This window comes from Xanthomonas vesicatoria ATCC 35937, assembly GCF_001908725.1.
Taxonomy (GTDB): Bacteria; Pseudomonadota; Gammaproteobacteria; order Xanthomonadales; family Xanthomonadaceae; genus Xanthomonas; species Xanthomonas vesicatoria.
Window position 1 is genome coordinate 765,615 of the sequence record NZ_CP018725.1, and the last position, 15,424, is coordinate 781,038.

The following is a 15,424-nucleotide window of genomic DNA, read 5'->3' on the forward strand; positions in this document are numbered from 1 at the left end:
GGGTTTACGGCGTGTCCCGCAAGCGGTGAGGGCACCGCGCGCTCGCCCAACGACGCTTTTGGCTCAAACCCGTGACCCTCGTCGTTCCTGGATGCGGTACCAACCAAATCCAAAACACCGCCAGCTCTTCATCAAAGCGGGAAGATCGCTTAACCGCCCTGCGGCGCTTGCGCCGTTGCACGCTGTACGTGTTCATCCAGACCGGCAGCGGTAATCACCGCAAATTGCCGTTCGCCACGCTCTTCTACGCGGACCCAGTCCGGGCCAGGTTCACCGTCCAGGTTTGCCGTCCCCAGCCAGGCGAGCGTGCGCAGTAACACGCTCATGCGCACACCCAGTTGCTTGCACAACTTAGCCAGAGACACGCCTTCCGGCGCATCGGCCAGGACGTGCAATAGCTTCGCAGTGAGTTGCGGGTCAGCGGACAAGCACGGCCCCGATATCGCGCGGCGCCGCATCGGCAGTTTCTAGGCGATGCGGCAGCACGATCACCGGAATCGACTTGGAGGTCGGCGTACGTGCTTCGTCGGCAAAACTCGACAGCGGCACCAGCGCGTTGGTTTCCGGGTAATACGCGGCCAGGCAGCCACGCGGAATGTTGTAGTCCACCAGCAGGAAACGCCGCGCCTCGCGATGCACGCCGTCTTCGCACAGGCTTTCCAAATCCACCCAATCGCCGGCCTTCATGTTCAACGCGGCGATATCGGCGCCGTTGATGAACAACACGCGGCGCTCGCCGAACACGCCGCGGTAGCGATCGTCCAGCCCGTAGATGGTGGTGTTGTATTGATCGTGCGAGCGCGTGGTGGCGAGCGTAAACACCATCTGATCGCCTCGCGAACGCCGCGCGCGATGAATCGGGTTGTCGGTGGGGACCGCGTGCGCCTTGAACACTGCACGCTGCTCAGGGGTGACCCAGTGGCGGTCACGCGCGGTGTTGGACAGGCGAAAACCGCCCGGCGTGCGTACGCGCTCGTTGAAGTCGGCAAAGTCCGGGAACACCTGTGCGATCAGGTCGCGGATGCGGTCGTAATCGCCGACCAGCCAGCGCCAGCGGATGGCGCTGCGCGCACCCAGCGTGGCTTCTGCCATGCGCGCAACGATCGCCGGCTCCGACAACAGCTCCGGCGAGGCGGGCGGGTTGATGCCGGCCGACAGGTGCACCATGCTCATCGAATCCTCTACCGTCACGCCTTGCGAGCCGGTGTCCTGGATATCGATTTCGGTACGCCCCAGGCACGGCAGGATCAACGCATCGCGTCCGTGCACCAGATGGCTGCGATTGAGCTTGGTGGTGACGTGCACCGTAAGTTCGCAGTTGCGTAATGCGCGGTGCGTGGCGTCGGTATCCGGCGTGGCGGCAGCAAAATTGCCGCCCATCGCGAAGAACACCTTGCCCCGCCCGTCCAGCATCGCTTCAATCGCACCGACGGTATCGAAGCCATCTTCGCGCGGCGGCGCAAAGCCGAACACCGACTGCAGCTTGTCCAGGAAGGCGGCCGGCGGTTTTTCGTAGATCATCATCGTGCGGTCGCCCTGCACGTTGCTATGCCCGCGCACCGGGCACACGCCTGCGCCGGGACGGCCCAGATGACCGCGCAGCAACAGCAGGTTGGTGATCATGTGGATGGTGGCCACCGAGTGCTTGTGCTGGGTGATGCCCATGCCCCAGCACGCAATCACACGCTCGGCCTTTAGATAGATCTCGCCGGCCTTGCGCAGCGCCGCCTCGTCCAGGCCGGATTCTTCGACAATCGTGTCCCAGCGCTCGGCATGCACATCGGCAGCGAATGCGTCGAAATTCGCGGTGTGCTCGGCGATGAAATCCAGATCCAGCAACCGCGGCGTGCCATCGCGCTGCGCCTGCGCATCGCGCTCCAGCACATGCTTGATGATGCCCTTCAACGCTGCCAGGTCGCCGCCGATCTTGAGCTGGAAATAATCCGAGGCGATGCGCGTGGAGCCGTTGTGCAGCATCTCCAGCTTGTCCTGCGGGTCGGCAAATTTCTCCAGCCCGCGTTCGCGCAGCGGATTGAACGCCGCAATCGCCGCGCCACGCTTGGAGGCCTGGCGCAACTCGCCCAGCATGCGCGGGTGATTGGTGCCCGGGTTCTGGCCGAAGATGAAGATGGCATCGGCCAACTCGAAATCGTGCAACGACACCGTGCCCTTGCCCACGCCGATCTGCGCGCGCAGGGCGGTGCCGGAGGGCTCGTGGCACATGTTGGAGCAGTCAGGGAAGTTGTTGGTCCCGAACTCGCGCACAAACAACTGATACAAAAACGCCGCTTCGTTGCTGGTCCGCCCGGAGGTGTAGAAGATCGCCTCGTCCGGGGTTGCCAGGCCATTGAGATGGCCGGCGATCTGCGCAAACGCAGCGTCCCAGCTCACCGGCACGTAATGATCGGTGGCGGCGTCGTAGCGCATCGGGTGGGTCAAGCGGCCCTGCCCTTCCAGCCAGTAGTCACTGTACTGCGACAGCAGGCTCACGCTGTGCGAGGCGAAGAGCTCCGGCCCGGCGCGGCGCGCGGTGGACTCGGCGGCCACGGCCTTGGCGCCGTTTTCGCAGAACTCGAAGGTGGAGGTGTGGTCGCGATCCGGCCAGGCGCAGCCCGGGCAATCGAAGCCGTCCGGCTGGTTGGCGTGCAGCAGCGTCTTGGCGCCCTGCACCGCGATGTCCTGTTCCATCAGGTGCTTGGCTACCGAGCGCAATGCGCCCCAGCCGCCCGCGGGATTGTCGTACTGCTTGATGGTTTTCTTGCTCATGCGGGCTCTCCCACGGCAACGCCCAGATTCAGGCGTTGTGGATGGCTGTAAACAACACAATCGTGATTGCGGGCAAAACCGACCAGGGTCAGGCCCGCGCTGTCGGCCAGGCTGATCGCCAGCGCGGTCGGTGCCGAGATCGCCGCCAAGAGCGGAATCCGGGCCTGCGCAGCTTTCATGGCCATTTCGTAACTGGCGCGGCTGGTGACCACCGCAAACCCTTGCGATGCATCGATGCGCGCGCGCGCCAATGCACCGATTAATTTATCCAACGCGTTGTGGCGGCCGACGTCTTCGCGCACGAGCTGCACTGCCCCGTTTGCGTCCGCCCAACCGGCCGCGTGCACGGCGCCGGTCTGCGCGGCGATCGGCTGCTGGGCATGTAATGCCTCCAGCGCGCGCGCCAGCGCATCGGTGTCGATCTGCAGCGTCGATTGCACCTGCGGCGGCACACGTAGCACCGCCTCGATTGATTCATTGCCGCACACGCCGCAACCACTACGTCCATCCAGATTGCGCCGCCGCTGGTCCAACGCGGCCGCGCGCTCGGGCGGGATCTCGATCTGCAGCGACGCGCCTTCCAGAAAGGTCTCCACCGCGACCACGCGCAGATCCTGCGCGTGGTCGACGATGCCTTCGCTCAAGGAAAACCCGAGCGCGAAATCCTCCAGGTCTTCCGGCGTGGCCATCATCACTGCGAACGGCACCTGGTTATAGATCAGGGCAACCGGCATCTCGGCCGCCACCATGTCCTGCACGGTGGCACCGCGGCCGCCGCGATGACGGACAACCGTGCGCACCACACTGCCAGGGCGCACTGCACGAGACGATGGGATGGTCATCTCACCTCAGTGAAACAGCACGAAGGCTTTCTGCAGCGTCACCCAGATGCCGAACGCCATCGGGATGCCGACCGCCAACCAAGCAAACGCAACCAGCGCAGGATTACCGCCATGCCCGATCCGCGACATCTGGTCCGGCGGCAGCACCGCATGCCCGCTACGGTCAACCTTCTCGTGCGCCAGCTGCTTCTCGCGTGCCAGTTCGTCGGGCGTCATGAAATGACGCGCGGCCACCGGGCGCACCAGCAAATTACAGATCAGGCCGAGCACGAGCATGCCGGCGAGGATGTACATGGTGGTGTTGTAGACCTGTGACGGCGGGCTGCCGTGCGCCAGCTGGTACTCGCGCATGTACCCCACGACCACCGGGCCGAGGATGCCGGCGGTGGCCCAGGCAGTCAGCAGACGGCCATGGATGGCACCGACCATCTGGGTGCCGAACAGATCGGCCAGATACGCCGGAATGGTGGCAAAGCCGCCGCCATACATCGACAGGATGATGCAGAAGATGCCGACGAAAAGCGCAATGCCGCCCACACCACCAGCCGACGGCGCCGCCGCGTACAGGCAGATGCCCAGCACAAAGAACAACGTGTAGGTGTTCTTGCGGCCGAGCTTGTCGGACATGCTGGCCCAGAAGAAACGGCCACCGATGTTGAACAGGCTGAGCAGGCCGGTGAAGCCTGCCGCAATCGCCGCGATGCTGGCCAACTGGGCCGGATCCAGACTACCGAAGCCGATATCCATGCCGATCAGACGGCCGCCAAAGACCTCCTGCAGCATCGGCGAAGACATGCCGATCACCCCGATGCCGGCCGAGACGTTCAAGCACAACACGCCCCACAGCAACCAGAACTGCGGAATGCCCCAGACCTTTTTCACATGCACATGGTTGGCGGTGATCATGGCGTTGTTGCTGGCCACCGGAGCGGTCCAGCCAGCCGGGGTCCAGCCGCTCGGCGGCACGCGGTAACCGAAGGCGCCGGCCATCATGAAGACGAAGTACAGCGCGGCCATGACCAGGAAGGTTTCCATCACGCCCACCGAGGTCGGCGTGGCGAAGTGGCGCATCAGCGCATCGGCCAGTGGGCTGCCGATCATCGCGCCGCCGCCGAACCCCATGATGGCCATGCCGGTCGCCATGCCGCGGCGGTCCGGGAACCATTTGATCAGGGTCGACACCGGCGAGATATAGCCCAGGCCCAGACCGATGCCGCCGATCACGCCCGAACCCAGCCACAGCATCCAGATCTGATGGAAATGGATGCCAGCCGCCGAGATCACCAGGCCGCCGCACCAGCACAGCGCCGAAACCACGCCGGCCTTGCGCGGACCGGCACGTTCCAGCCAGCCGCCCCAGATCGCCGCCGAGCATCCCAGCAGCACGAAGAACAGGGTGTACATCCACTGCAGCTCGCTGATCTTCCAGTCGCAGGTGCTTGCCACCATGCGCGCGAACAGGCCCATGTCGGCCGGGCAGGCAATCGCTTCGGTGATGCCCAGCGCCTTGGACAGCGGCAGCCAGAACACGCTGAAGCCATAGGCCATGCCGATACAGAGATGGATTGCCAGTGCAGCCGGCGGCACCAGCCAACGATTGAACCCCGGACGCGCAACGATGCGCTCCTTGGACAGCAAACCGGTGTCTGCGCCACTGGCTGCCGCCACGGTGGACCCTTGCGTCATTCTTGATTCCCCAAAATGAAGTGCGATAAAGGCGATTGACGCCTGCGATTGATCGGCGTGTTGCGATATATGCGGCGGCGACAACCAGACCCAGCAAGCGGTTGTCTGGCGCATCATCGGCAATCCTTGCAGCTTTGCAATGCTCGGCGACGCCTCGCAGCGTTCCATCGCATCGCCACACACACGCCATACAAGCGTTCCTTGAGATTAGCGGCCGACGCTGCGACTAATTAACTAGTCCTTACGAGCTAGATCAACCGCTGCCCGGAAGAACTGTCTGGGCATACCGCCCATTCTCGCCAGACGCCGAGGTGACGACCGGGGCGAAGGCTGCGTACAGTCGGGAGACCCGTGACGGAGCCACTCATGCACGACCCACTTTTGCGCGACGACGCGCAGGCGCTGCAGACACCGGCGCAGCTGGACGCGTTCTGGATGCCCTTCACAGCGAACCGGCAGTTCAAGGCACGCCCTCGTCTGCTCGCCTCGGCCGCCGGCATGCACTACCGCGATATCGACGGCCGGCAGATCCTCGATGGCACTGCAGGCCTGTGGTGCTGCAATGCCGGGCACGCGCGTGAGCGGATCGTGGCGGCAATCCGCGAACAGGCCGGCACGCTGGATTTCGCTCCGACCTTTCAGATGGGCTCGCCGCTGCCTTTTGTACTGGCGCAGCGTCTGGCCGCGATCGCGCCCCCCGGCCTGGGCCATGTGTTCTTCACCAACTCCGGATCGGAGGCGGTGGATAGCGCGATGAAGATCGTGCTGGCATACCACCGGCTGCGCGGCGAAGGCCAGCGCACGCGTTTCATCGGCCGCGAGAAGGCCTATCACGGGGTCGGCTTCGGAGGTATGTCGATCGGCGGGCTGCCCAATAACCGCAAGTGGTTTGGCCCGCTGCTGGCCGGCACGGACCATCTGCGCCACACGCTGGATCTGCAGCGCAACGCCTATTCGCGCGGTCTGCCGACGTATGGCGCGGAGCTGGCCGACGATCTGGAGCGCCTGATCACCCTGCACGACGCCTCCACGATTGCCGCAGTGTTCGTCGAACCGGTGTCCGGCTCGGCCGGCGTGATCCTGCCGCCGGAAGGCTACCTGCAACGATTGCGCGCCATCTGCGACCGACACGATATCCTCCTGGTGTTCGACGAGGTGATCACCGGCTTTGGCCGCGTCGGCGAGGCGTTCGCCGCGCAGCGCTTCGGCGTCACACCCGACATCATCACTGCCGCCAAGGGACTGACCAGCGGCACCGTGCCGATGGGCGCGGTGCTGGTGGCCGATGCGATCCATGACGCCTTCATGCACGGGCCGCATAACGCCATCGAGCTCTTCCACGGCTACACCTATTCCGGCCACCCGCTGGCTTGCGCCGCTGCGATTGCGACTTTGGACACCTACGCCGAAGAAGGCCTGTTTTCTGCTGCGATCACGCTGGGCCCGCAGTGGGAAGACGCGCTGCACAGCTTGCGGGGCCTGCCGCACGTGATCGACATCCGCAACATCGGCCTGATCGGCGCGATCGAGCTGGCGCCGCGCGATGGCGCCCCCGGCGCGCGCGGCTACGAGGTGTTCGAACGCTGCTTCCACGACGGCGGCCTGCTGGTGCGCGTCACCGGGGATGTAATCGCGCTGTCGCCACCGTTGATCGTGACCCCCGAGCAGATCGGGCAAATGGTCGAGACCCTGGCCGGCATCCTGCGCCAGGTGGATTAGCAAGGCAGCCGGCATGCTCGGATGACAGGCGGTGATGCGCGCCACTGACCTGGTCCGCATGGCCGCATCGCGTTGGTACCTGGCGTCAGCGAGTGGCGTCATGACAGCCCGCCGACGGCGCGCCCGGCCGGTCGTAATGGCGCCCGCGTGTCACGGGCGTGGGCACCACGTCAAGCGCGCAAAGCCGGAGCAGGCTCTCTACAATGCCGGCCCCGTACTCCCCGCAGTTGCCCCATGAACATCGTTGTCAAAGAAGAACTCAAGGCTTATATCGACCCGCTGACACCCGACGAGCACGAGGCGCTGCAGCGCAGCCTGCTGGCCGAAGGCTGTCGCGATGCCTTGGTGCTGTGGGGCGATGTGCTGGTAGACGGCCACAACCGCTACGGCATCTGCCAGAAGCACGGACTGCCCTTCCAAACCGTGCAAAACCCACGCTTCCAATCGATGCAGGACGTGCATCTGTGGATGATCGAGCAGCACCTTGGCCGACGCAGCGTCTCCGACTTCCAGCGCGGCGTGCTGGCACTGCGCAAGCGCGAGATCCTGGCCGCACGCCGGCGCAGCCAGCGCGACGCCGATGCCGCCGCAGAGGCGCCAGCGGTCGACGACCAGCAAGCCGACACCAGCCTCGACGAAAGCGCCGCCCGCACCACCGACGACACCGACAGCCCGCCGTGGGAGGAAACCTCCACTCCGGTGAGCCGCGCTGAGCTGGCACGCGAAGCACGCCTGAGCAGCAACCAGGTGGTGATGATCGAACGCATCCACAAACAGGCCGCACCGGAAGTGGTGCAGGCAGTGAAGGCCGGCGAGATCTCGATCAGCGCCGCGGCCGCCGTGGCCACGCTATCGGAAGACGAACAACGTGCCGCCGCGCAGGCCGGCAAGGCAGAACTCAAGCAGGCCGCCAAGCGCGTGCGCGACGCCAAGCGCAAACCCAAGCCCGACGAGGCCGAAGGCGGCGAAGCCGAGCGCCGCGATCTCAAGGCCTTGCAGCGCCGCGTGACCGAGCTGGAAAACGAAAACGCCGCGCTGCAGTCCAAGGTGACCGCATTGCAGGCGCAGCTGGAGCGGCTGCGCGGCTAAGCGCCCAGCCGCCGGCCAACAGCCATCCTGTAGGAGCGCACCTGGGCGCGACTGAGCCTTCTCGCGAAAGCCCGTCGCGCCCGGGTGCGCTCCTACGACAGCACAGGCGCTTGGTCGCCCCGTTGCAAGCACGGCTGCCAACATCGGCCCGCAAGCGCCACCTGCCGTGGACATGCCCTGGTCAAACGACTCGGTACACTTCGGGCATGGAACCCAGTCTCAGTACGTCTCGCCCCATCGATCCCCGTCGTGCCCAGCTGCAGCGCATGAAGCTGTTGGCGGTAGCCTTGCTGCTGGCGATGTTTGCCGGCTTTGTCGTCAGCCACCTGATGGGCGAACAAGGCATCTGGGCATGGGTGTCGGCCTTCTGCGAAGCGGCCACCGTCGGCGCATTGGCCGACTGGTTTGCCGTGGTGGCCTTGTTTCGCCGTCCGATGGGCCTGCCGATCCCGCATACCGCCATCCTGCCGCGCGGCAAGGAACGGCTGGCCGACGGCCTGGCGGTATTCGTGCGCGACCAGTTCCTCGCCCCGGCTGCGTTGATGGACAAGCTGCGCGTGTTCGATCCCGCCAGCCGCCTGGGCGAATGGCTGGCCAAGCCCGAACAGGCACGTATGCTCGCGCAGATGGCACGCGGCTGGATGTTGCAGGCGTTGGAGTTGCTGGACGAAGCCGCAGTGCGAAGCGCCATCCAGCGCTTTGTGGTGGATCGCCTGCGCAAATGGAATGCGGCCGCCACCGCGGGCGATGTGATGGCGCTGCTCACCACCGATGGCCGCCATCAGAAGTTGCTGGACGAAGTGCTGCTGCGGCTGGGCGAATGGCTGGACCAGGAACAGGTCAAGACCCGCGCCTCAGCATTGATCGTGCGGTATGCGCGCCGCGAGTGGCCCAAGCTGGTTGGCACGGTGAACTGGGTCAAGCCGATCGAAGAGATCGGCGATAGCCTCGCCGACCGCATGGCGCGCGCGGCCATCGAAGAGTTGCAGGACATCCTCAAGACACCCGAGCATCCAATCAGGCTCGACTACGAAGCGTGGCTGCAACGTTACATCGCGCGCTTGCGCGATGACCCGGAGATGGCCGTGCGCGTTGAAGAACTCAAGCAACGCGCGATCGAACATCCTGCCTTGCAGGAATACGTGCAGGGCCTGTGGGGCGAAATCCGCGACGCGCTGCGCAACGATCTGGCACGTGAAGAATCATCGATGGCCGCACAGATGGAGCGCTCGATGCAATCACTCGGCCAGGCGCTGTCGCAAGATCCCTCGCTGCGCGATGCACTCAATCAGCATATGCTGCAGGCAGCCGACAAACTCACGACGCGGCTGCGTGCATCGGTCACCGACCACATTGCATCGACAGTGAAAAGTTGGGACGAACGTCACCTCGTCGAACAATTGGAATTGGGTGTCGGGCGCGATCTGCAATACATTCGCTTCAACGGAACGTTGGTCGGTGGATTGATCGGCCTTGCCCTTCACGCATTATCGATCTGGCTATCGTTCTGATGCACTGACATGACGTTGATCGCCCAATAGGACAGCATGCAGCAACTGGGGACGCTGCACGCATCCAAATGATCGTCAGGCGGTACCGCGAGGTCGACGTTGCCGTCGGCCTGGACACTGGGCACGCAACAGGCAAGGCGAAGGAACGAAAATGCCGAATGGCAGCTGGGATCTGCGCAGGAAATACGGGCGCCGCGCGTTTATCAGCGCACTGCTGGTTCTCACCGCAGGTCTGATTGCCGCCATCGTTTCGGGAGTCTGGCTGCAACGGCATAACGAGCTCGAGCGCGAACAGCGCTTCCACTATGTCGTGCGCACGCTCGCCCGCAATATCAGCGAACGCATGTACACCTTCGAGCACGGCTTGCGCGGTGCGCGCGGGGCGGTGATCGGTGCCGGCAGCGATGTCATCGGTCGAGACCGCTTCACGCTGTACAGCCGTTCGCGCGACTATGCGCGCGAGTTTCCCGGCGTACTGGGCTATGGTTATATCCATCGGGTCGCACCTGCCGACGAAGCGGCGTTCTTGCAGACCGCGCGTGCCGACGGCGCGCCGGATATCCACCGCCGCTTGCTGGCACCGTGGGATGGCGAGCGCTACATCGTGCTGTACTTCGAGCCAGAGTCCTCCGGCAACCGCCCCATCGGTCTGGACATCGCGTCCGAACCGCGCCGCCGCGCTGCGGCATTGCAGGCCGCGCGCAGCGGCGAGCCGATCATGACCTCGCCGGTCTCGCTGTCGGGCTATCGCGTGCCCAGCGAGAGCGGCTTTCTGGTCTTGCTGCCGGTGTACCGCGAAGGCATGCCGTTGCAGACACCACAGCAACGCATGGCCGCTACCAATGGCTGGGTATATGCGCCTTTCGCCGTCGAGCAGATGGTGCAAAGCGCACTGGGCGAACGCAGCGACGTGGCGCTGGATCTATCCGATCGCAACGAGCCGACGCATAACTTCTATCGCAGCGGCATCCCCACTGGCGCCAGCGCGCGCTGGCGGCCGGTGGTGCAGTTGCTGCCCATCTACGGGCGCACCTGGATCATCACCGCCCACCCCACGGCCAGCTTCGTAGCCTCGCTCAATCAGACGTCGCCGTGGCTGGTGGGCGGGCTGGTCATGGCCGCGTCCGTCTTGCTGGCGGCGTTGCTGGCGCTGTACTTCAGCAACGGGCTGCGCCGCGAAGAGGTCTTGCGCAAGCAGATGGAGCTGGCCGCATTGGTCAGCCATTCCAGCGAAGCCATCGTGGCCGAAACCCCGGATGGCCGTATCACGCACTGGAACCCTGCCGCAGAAGTGATGTTCGGCTACACCGCCGAGGATGCGATCGACCAGGATCTGACGCTACTGCTGTCGCCACAGCCGTATGCGATGCCGCAGATCGACCACACCGACGATGCGCTTCCGCCCAATGCCTCCGCTGCACAGAGCATGCGTCACCGCGATGGCCATCACGTGCATGTTCTGGCGAGCAAGGCGCCCATCATCGAACCGGATGGCACGCTGAGCGGTCATTCGCATTTTTTCCGCGATATCTCCGAGCGGGTGCGGTCGCATCAACGGATCGTCGACCTCAATGCCTCCCTGGAACATCAGGTGGCCGAGCGCACCAGCGAGCTGGTGAAGTTCTCGGTCTTGCAGCGCGCGATTCTGGCGCATGCCGGGTACGCGATCATCGCCACCGACTCCAGCGGCTTTGTCACGTTGTTCAATCGCGCCGCAGAAAAGCTGCTTGGCTATAACGCGGAAGATGTGATTGGCCGGCGCAAGGCCAGTCAGTTCGTCGAACCGGAAGAACTGCAGGACCGCGCGCATCTGCTGTCCGAGCAGACCGGGGTGCCTGTGGCGCAGACGCTGGAGGCGGTGGCCGCGCTCACCAGCCTGGGCCGCAGCGATACCAGCGAATGGACCTATGTCAGTCATGACGGCCGCCGCCTGCCGGTGCTGCTGACCCTGAGCACCCTGCGCGACGACAACGACCAGGTGATCGGCTACCTCGGTGTCGCGGTGGACCTCACCGAGCAGAAGATGCACGAAAAACAGCTGCGTCTGGCCATGGATGCAGCCAAGAGCGCCAACCAGTCAAAGTCCGATTTCCTGGCCAACATGAGCCACGAAATTCGCACGCCGATGAACGCCATCCTGGGCATGTTGTACCTGCTCCAGCGCAGCGAACTCCCGGGTGCGGCGCAGGACATGGTCACCAAGATCGACCGCTCCGCACGCACCTTGCTGGAAATCATCAACGACATCCTGGACTTCTCCAAGATCGAAGCCGGGCGCATCGATCTGGAACGCGCACCATTCGATCTCAATCAATTGTTCGACAATATCGCCGACCTGATGCGCTCCTCGCTCAGCGCCAAGCCGGTGGAAATGATCGTCGAGCCGTTGCCACGCGACAGCCGTTGGCTGCTGGGCGATGCGCTGCGCATCAACCAGGTGCTGGTCAATCTGGTCGGCAATGCGATCAAGTTCACCGAGCAGGGCGAAGTGGTGCTGTCGGTGCGGCGCTTCCCCAGCGGCGATCCGAACAAGGTCAAGCTGCTGTTCTCCGTGCGCGACACCGGCATCGGCATTTCCAAGGAAAAGCAGAGCCTGATCTTCTCGCCGTTCCTGCAGGCCGACACCTCCACCAGCCGGCGGTATGGCGGCAGCGGCCTGGGGCTGACCATCAGCCGACGCCTGATCGAGCTCATGGGCGGCGAGCTGGAAGTGGAAAGCGTGCCCGGCCGTGGCAGCGAGTTCTATTTCGTGGTGACGCTGGAAAAGGCGGCCTCGCCCAAATCGCATCAGGACCTGCCCGCGCTGCCGCCGGAGGCGATGCCGCGGGTACTGATCGCCGACGACCACGATGCCGCACTCAGCAATCTGGTACGCATCACCACCGACCTGGGCTGGCGGGTGGACGCAGTGGCCAGCGGACAGGCCGCGCTGCAGGCGATCGAACAGGCGAGCGAACCGTACGACATCTTCCTGCTCGATTGGCGCATGCCCGACATCGACGGTGTGGCCATCGCACGCGAAATACGCGCCCGTGCGGCCCCTGGCCCGCATCCGGTAATCGTGATGGTCACCGCCTACGAGCGGCGGCTGCTGGAGCAGCATCCCGACCAGCAGGACCTGGACGCGGTGATGACCAAGCCGGTCACCAGCGCCGCATTGCATCGTCTGGTAGAGCAACTGGTCGACGAGCGGCCAGGTGCGCGCCCCGTCACGCCGACCTTCGTGGCCCGGCGTCTGGAAGGCACGCACCTGTTGCTGGTCGACGACAGCGAGATCAACTGCGAAGTGGCGCAGCGCATTCTCGAGGGCGAAGGCGCCATGGTCACCGTCGCCCACGATGGCGAGCAGGCGATCAACACCCTCAAACGTGCGCCCGATCTGTTCCATCTGGTGTTGATGGACGTACAGATGCCGGTGGTGGACGGCTACGAAGCCACTCGCCGACTGCGGCAGATCCCTGCCCTGGCCAGCCTGCCGGTGATCGCACTGACCGCCGGTGCGTTCCGCCCGCAACAGGAAAAAGCCCTGGAAGCGGGCATGAATGGTTTCATCGCCAAGCCTTTCAACGTGGAGGAACTGGTCACGGCCATCCGCCACTTCATGCATCCGGGCTCAAAGCGCATGCCGTCGCTGCCCCACGAAAGCGACCCGGCCATCGGCCCTGAGTGGCAGCATGCCGATCCGGAACTGCTGGACGCTGCACGCGCGCGCAGCCTGTGGCGCGATCGCGAGCCGTACGCGCGTTACCTGAGCAAGCTGCTGCGCGACAATCCGGACCCGGCCGAAGTTGCGGCCGAGCACCTGCGCCGCAACGAACTGTCTGCCATCGGCGCAATGGCGCACAAGTTGCGCGGTGCGGCGGGTTCGCTGGCGCTGCCGGCGCTGGCCGGTGCTGCAAGCGATCTGGAAACGCGCATCGAAGATGGTCACGACATCGCCGCATCCCTGATCGCACTCAAGGACGTCATGCAGCGCACCGCCGAAGCAATTGGCGCCTTTCTGCAGGACGGCCAGGACAGTGTGGCAGCCGACGGCGACGACGTCGTACTCGATGCCGACAGCATCCAGATCCTGGAGCTCGCCCTATCCACCGACAACGCGGACAAGATCGACCAGGCGTTGCTGATCTGCGCACCGCACCTGCCGCCTTCGCTGCGGGAAGAACTGCAACGCGCCGTGGAAGATTTCGACTTTCGCCGTGCCCAGGCCACCCTGCGCGACTGGCAGGCCACCCACCCACGCTGACGGCGATCTCCCGTACCGTCTGCAAGGACCACCCATGCCGTCCCGCCCCTTGCTGTGTGTCGACGACGAATCCAGCAACCTGGCAACCCTGCGCCAGTTGCTGCGTGACGACTTCCCGCTGGTGTTCGCCAAAACCGGGGGCGAGGCGCTGGACGCGGTGGCGCGCCACGCACCGGCATTGATCCTGCTGGATGTCGAACTCCCCGACATGGATGGTTATGCGGTCGCGCGCACGCTCAAGCAACAACCCTCCAGCACGGCCATCCCGATCCTGTTCGTGACCTCGCGCAACAGCGAGCACGACGAGCGCGCTGGGCTGGAAGCGGGCGCGGCCGATTACGTCAGCAGGCCCTATTCGCCGGCCCTGCTCAAGGCGCGTATCAACACCCAGCTTAGGCTGGCCGAAAACGCGCGGCTGGCGCAGCAATACCGCGATGCGATTCACTTGCTGGGCACCGCCGGCCAGGGTCAGGACGCGGACACCGGCGCGCATATCTGGCGCATGGCGGTGTATGCCCGTGTCCTGGCCGAAGCCGCCGGCTGGTCGCCGCAACAGGCCCAGACCCTGCAGGACGCCGCACCGCTGCACGACGCCGGCAAGATCGCCGTGCCCGGCAGCATCCTGCACAAGCCAGATACGCTGGACGAGCACGAACGCTCGGTAGTGCGGCAGCACCCACAGGCCGGTCACGATCTGCTGCGGCACGGACGCGGACCGGTGTTTCAACTGGCCGCCGAAATCGCGCTGCATCACCACGAATGCTGGGACGGCAGCGGATATCCCACCGGACTGGCCGGCGAGGCCATTCCGGAATCGGCCCGCATCGTCGCGGTGGCCGACGTGTTCGACGCGCTCTGCGGGCGGCGCGCCTACAAGGCGCCATGGACGGTAGAAGACGCGATGCGCAAGCTGGAAAGCATGGCGGGCAAGCAACTGGAACCGCGCCTGGTGCGGCATTTCCACGATGCGCTGCCAAGGATCCTGGAGATCAAGGACGCCTGGGACAGCCGAACCGCGCAGCGCTGACCCAGCGCTTCAAGCACGGCGAGCTGTATCGCCTTGTGCATGCTGCGAGCTGCGTCGTGCTTGGTGCTAGCGAGCCACGCACGATCCGCGTGCTCATCACTCCCTTCTCGCACCGGGGTGGCGCGCAGCGCCGGATGAGGGGACGGCGGCGCCATCGACACCCACGCACCCAGACCTCACCGTCACCCGACGCGGTTGCGCCACCGCACGCGCTGCCTCACGCACGGCCCGAACGCTGGCAGCTCCTTTTTCCCGCTTGAGACGGCCATCAGCGACAGATAGCGCGGCAATCAGCGCACCTCTTCAAGCCACCAAACACGATCACATCCGGCCACTCCACTTGGCAGATCGCCCCACTCAAGAGTCCGCTCCGGCCAACGCAGAAATGCACCGCCCAAACGCACGCAGCGTTGCCGCCACGTGCTTGAACCGCGCGCTACGCAAGCGGACAATATCCATGTTGCGCCGCACAACACCGTGCGACGCGGGCTGTTCCGGCGCTCCAGCGCCGTAGACGCGGCCCGGCAACCGAGAACCC

Annotated in this window: 9 protein-coding genes; 5 read left to right on the forward strand and 4 right to left on the reverse strand. The window is 65.0% G+C overall.

Annotation, left to right across the window (positions count from 1 at the left end):
* Positions 1-149 precede the first annotated feature (149 nt).
* The 4 genes from BJD12_RS03390 to BJD12_RS03405 are packed head-to-tail and all read right to left on the reverse strand — an operon-like array spanning position 150 to position 5,294.
* Positions 150-428, reverse strand: coding sequence for a hypothetical protein (locus BJD12_RS03390; protein ID WP_039426315.1), 279 nt, complete (start codon positions 426-428; stop codon positions 150-152).
* The gene (locus BJD12_RS03395; RefSeq protein ID WP_005989806.1) at positions 418-2,766 is read right to left on the reverse strand and encodes an FdhF/YdeP family oxidoreductase; all 2,349 of its coding nucleotides are present in this window, start codon (positions 2,764-2,766) and stop codon (positions 418-420) included. Before BJD12_RS03395 ends, BJD12_RS03390 begins: the two co-directional genes overlap by 11 nt.
* Positions 2,763-3,608 carry a formate dehydrogenase accessory sulfurtransferase FdhD gene (gene fdhD, locus BJD12_RS03400; protein ID WP_039426451.1) on the reverse strand — a complete coding sequence of 282 codons (846 nt, stop codon included), beginning with the start codon at positions 3,606-3,608 and terminating at the stop codon, positions 2,763-2,765. The genes BJD12_RS03395 and fdhD overlap by 4 nt, the downstream gene beginning before the upstream one ends.
* A gap of 6 nt (positions 3,609-3,614) precedes the next feature.
* Positions 3,615-5,294 (reverse strand): OFA family MFS transporter, encoded by a 1,680-nt coding sequence (locus BJD12_RS03405; protein WP_005989808.1) that lies wholly within the window; start codon positions 5,292-5,294, stop codon positions 3,615-3,617.
* A 366-nt stretch (positions 5,295-5,660) separates the two neighbouring features.
* On the opposite strand from BJD12_RS03405, the gene aptA reads away from it, so the two are divergent.
* The 5 genes from aptA (at position 5,661) to BJD12_RS03430 (ending at position 14,886) form a co-directional block, all read left to right on the forward strand.
* Complete coding sequence (gene aptA / locus BJD12_RS03410) at positions 5,661-7,013, forward strand: omega-aminotransferase AptA (RefSeq protein ID WP_005989809.1); 1,353 nt, start codon at positions 5,661-5,663, stop codon at positions 7,011-7,013.
* Positions 7,014-7,247: 234 nt separating this feature from the next.
* Positions 7,248-8,102, forward strand: coding sequence for a hypothetical protein (locus BJD12_RS03415; RefSeq protein ID WP_005989810.1), 855 nt, complete (start codon positions 7,248-7,250; stop codon positions 8,100-8,102).
* Between the two features lie 206 nt (positions 8,103-8,308).
* Positions 8,309-9,613, forward strand: a complete 1,305-nt coding sequence (locus BJD12_RS03420) for a DUF445 domain-containing protein (protein WP_039425973.1) — start codon at positions 8,309-8,311, stop codon at positions 9,611-9,613.
* Between the two features lie 151 nt (positions 9,614-9,764).
* Entirely contained in the window at positions 9,765-13,859 is a 4,095-nt protein-coding gene (locus BJD12_RS03425; RefSeq protein ID WP_005989812.1) for a CHASE domain-containing hybrid sensor histidine kinase/response regulator, read from the forward strand.
* 34 nt (positions 13,860-13,893) lie between these two features.
* Entirely contained in the window at positions 13,894-14,886 is a 993-nt protein-coding gene (locus BJD12_RS03430; protein ID WP_039425968.1) for an HD-GYP domain-containing protein, read from the forward strand.
* The last annotated feature ends 538 nt before the right edge of the window (positions 14,887-15,424 follow it).

What these genes read in the sequence shown, in the direction of transcription:
- fdhD (WP_039426451.1), bottom strand. Translation starts at nt 3,608, where the DNA reads ATGACCATCCCATCGTCTCGTGCAGTGCGCCCTGGCAGTGTGGTGCGC.
- BJD12_RS03425 (WP_005989812.1), top strand. Translation starts at nt 9,765, where the DNA reads ATGCCGAATGGCAGCTGGGATCTGCGCAGGAAATACGGGCGCCGCGCG.
- BJD12_RS03405 (WP_005989808.1), bottom strand. Translation starts at nt 5,294, where the DNA reads ATGACGCAAGGGTCCACCGTGGCGGCAGCCAGTGGCGCAGACACCGGT.
- BJD12_RS03415 (WP_005989810.1), top strand. Translation starts at nt 7,248, where the DNA reads ATGAACATCGTTGTCAAAGAAGAACTCAAGGCTTATATCGACCCGCTG.
- BJD12_RS03430 (WP_039425968.1), top strand. Translation starts at nt 13,894, where the DNA reads ATGCCGTCCCGCCCCTTGCTGTGTGTCGACGACGAATCCAGCAACCTG.
- aptA (WP_005989809.1), top strand. Translation starts at nt 5,661, where the DNA reads ATGCACGACCCACTTTTGCGCGACGACGCGCAGGCGCTGCAGACACCG.
- BJD12_RS03395 (WP_005989806.1), bottom strand. Translation starts at nt 2,766, where the DNA reads ATGAGCAAGAAAACCATCAAGCAGTACGACAATCCCGCGGGCGGCTGG.
- BJD12_RS03420 (WP_039425973.1), top strand. Translation starts at nt 8,309, where the DNA reads ATGGAACCCAGTCTCAGTACGTCTCGCCCCATCGATCCCCGTCGTGCC.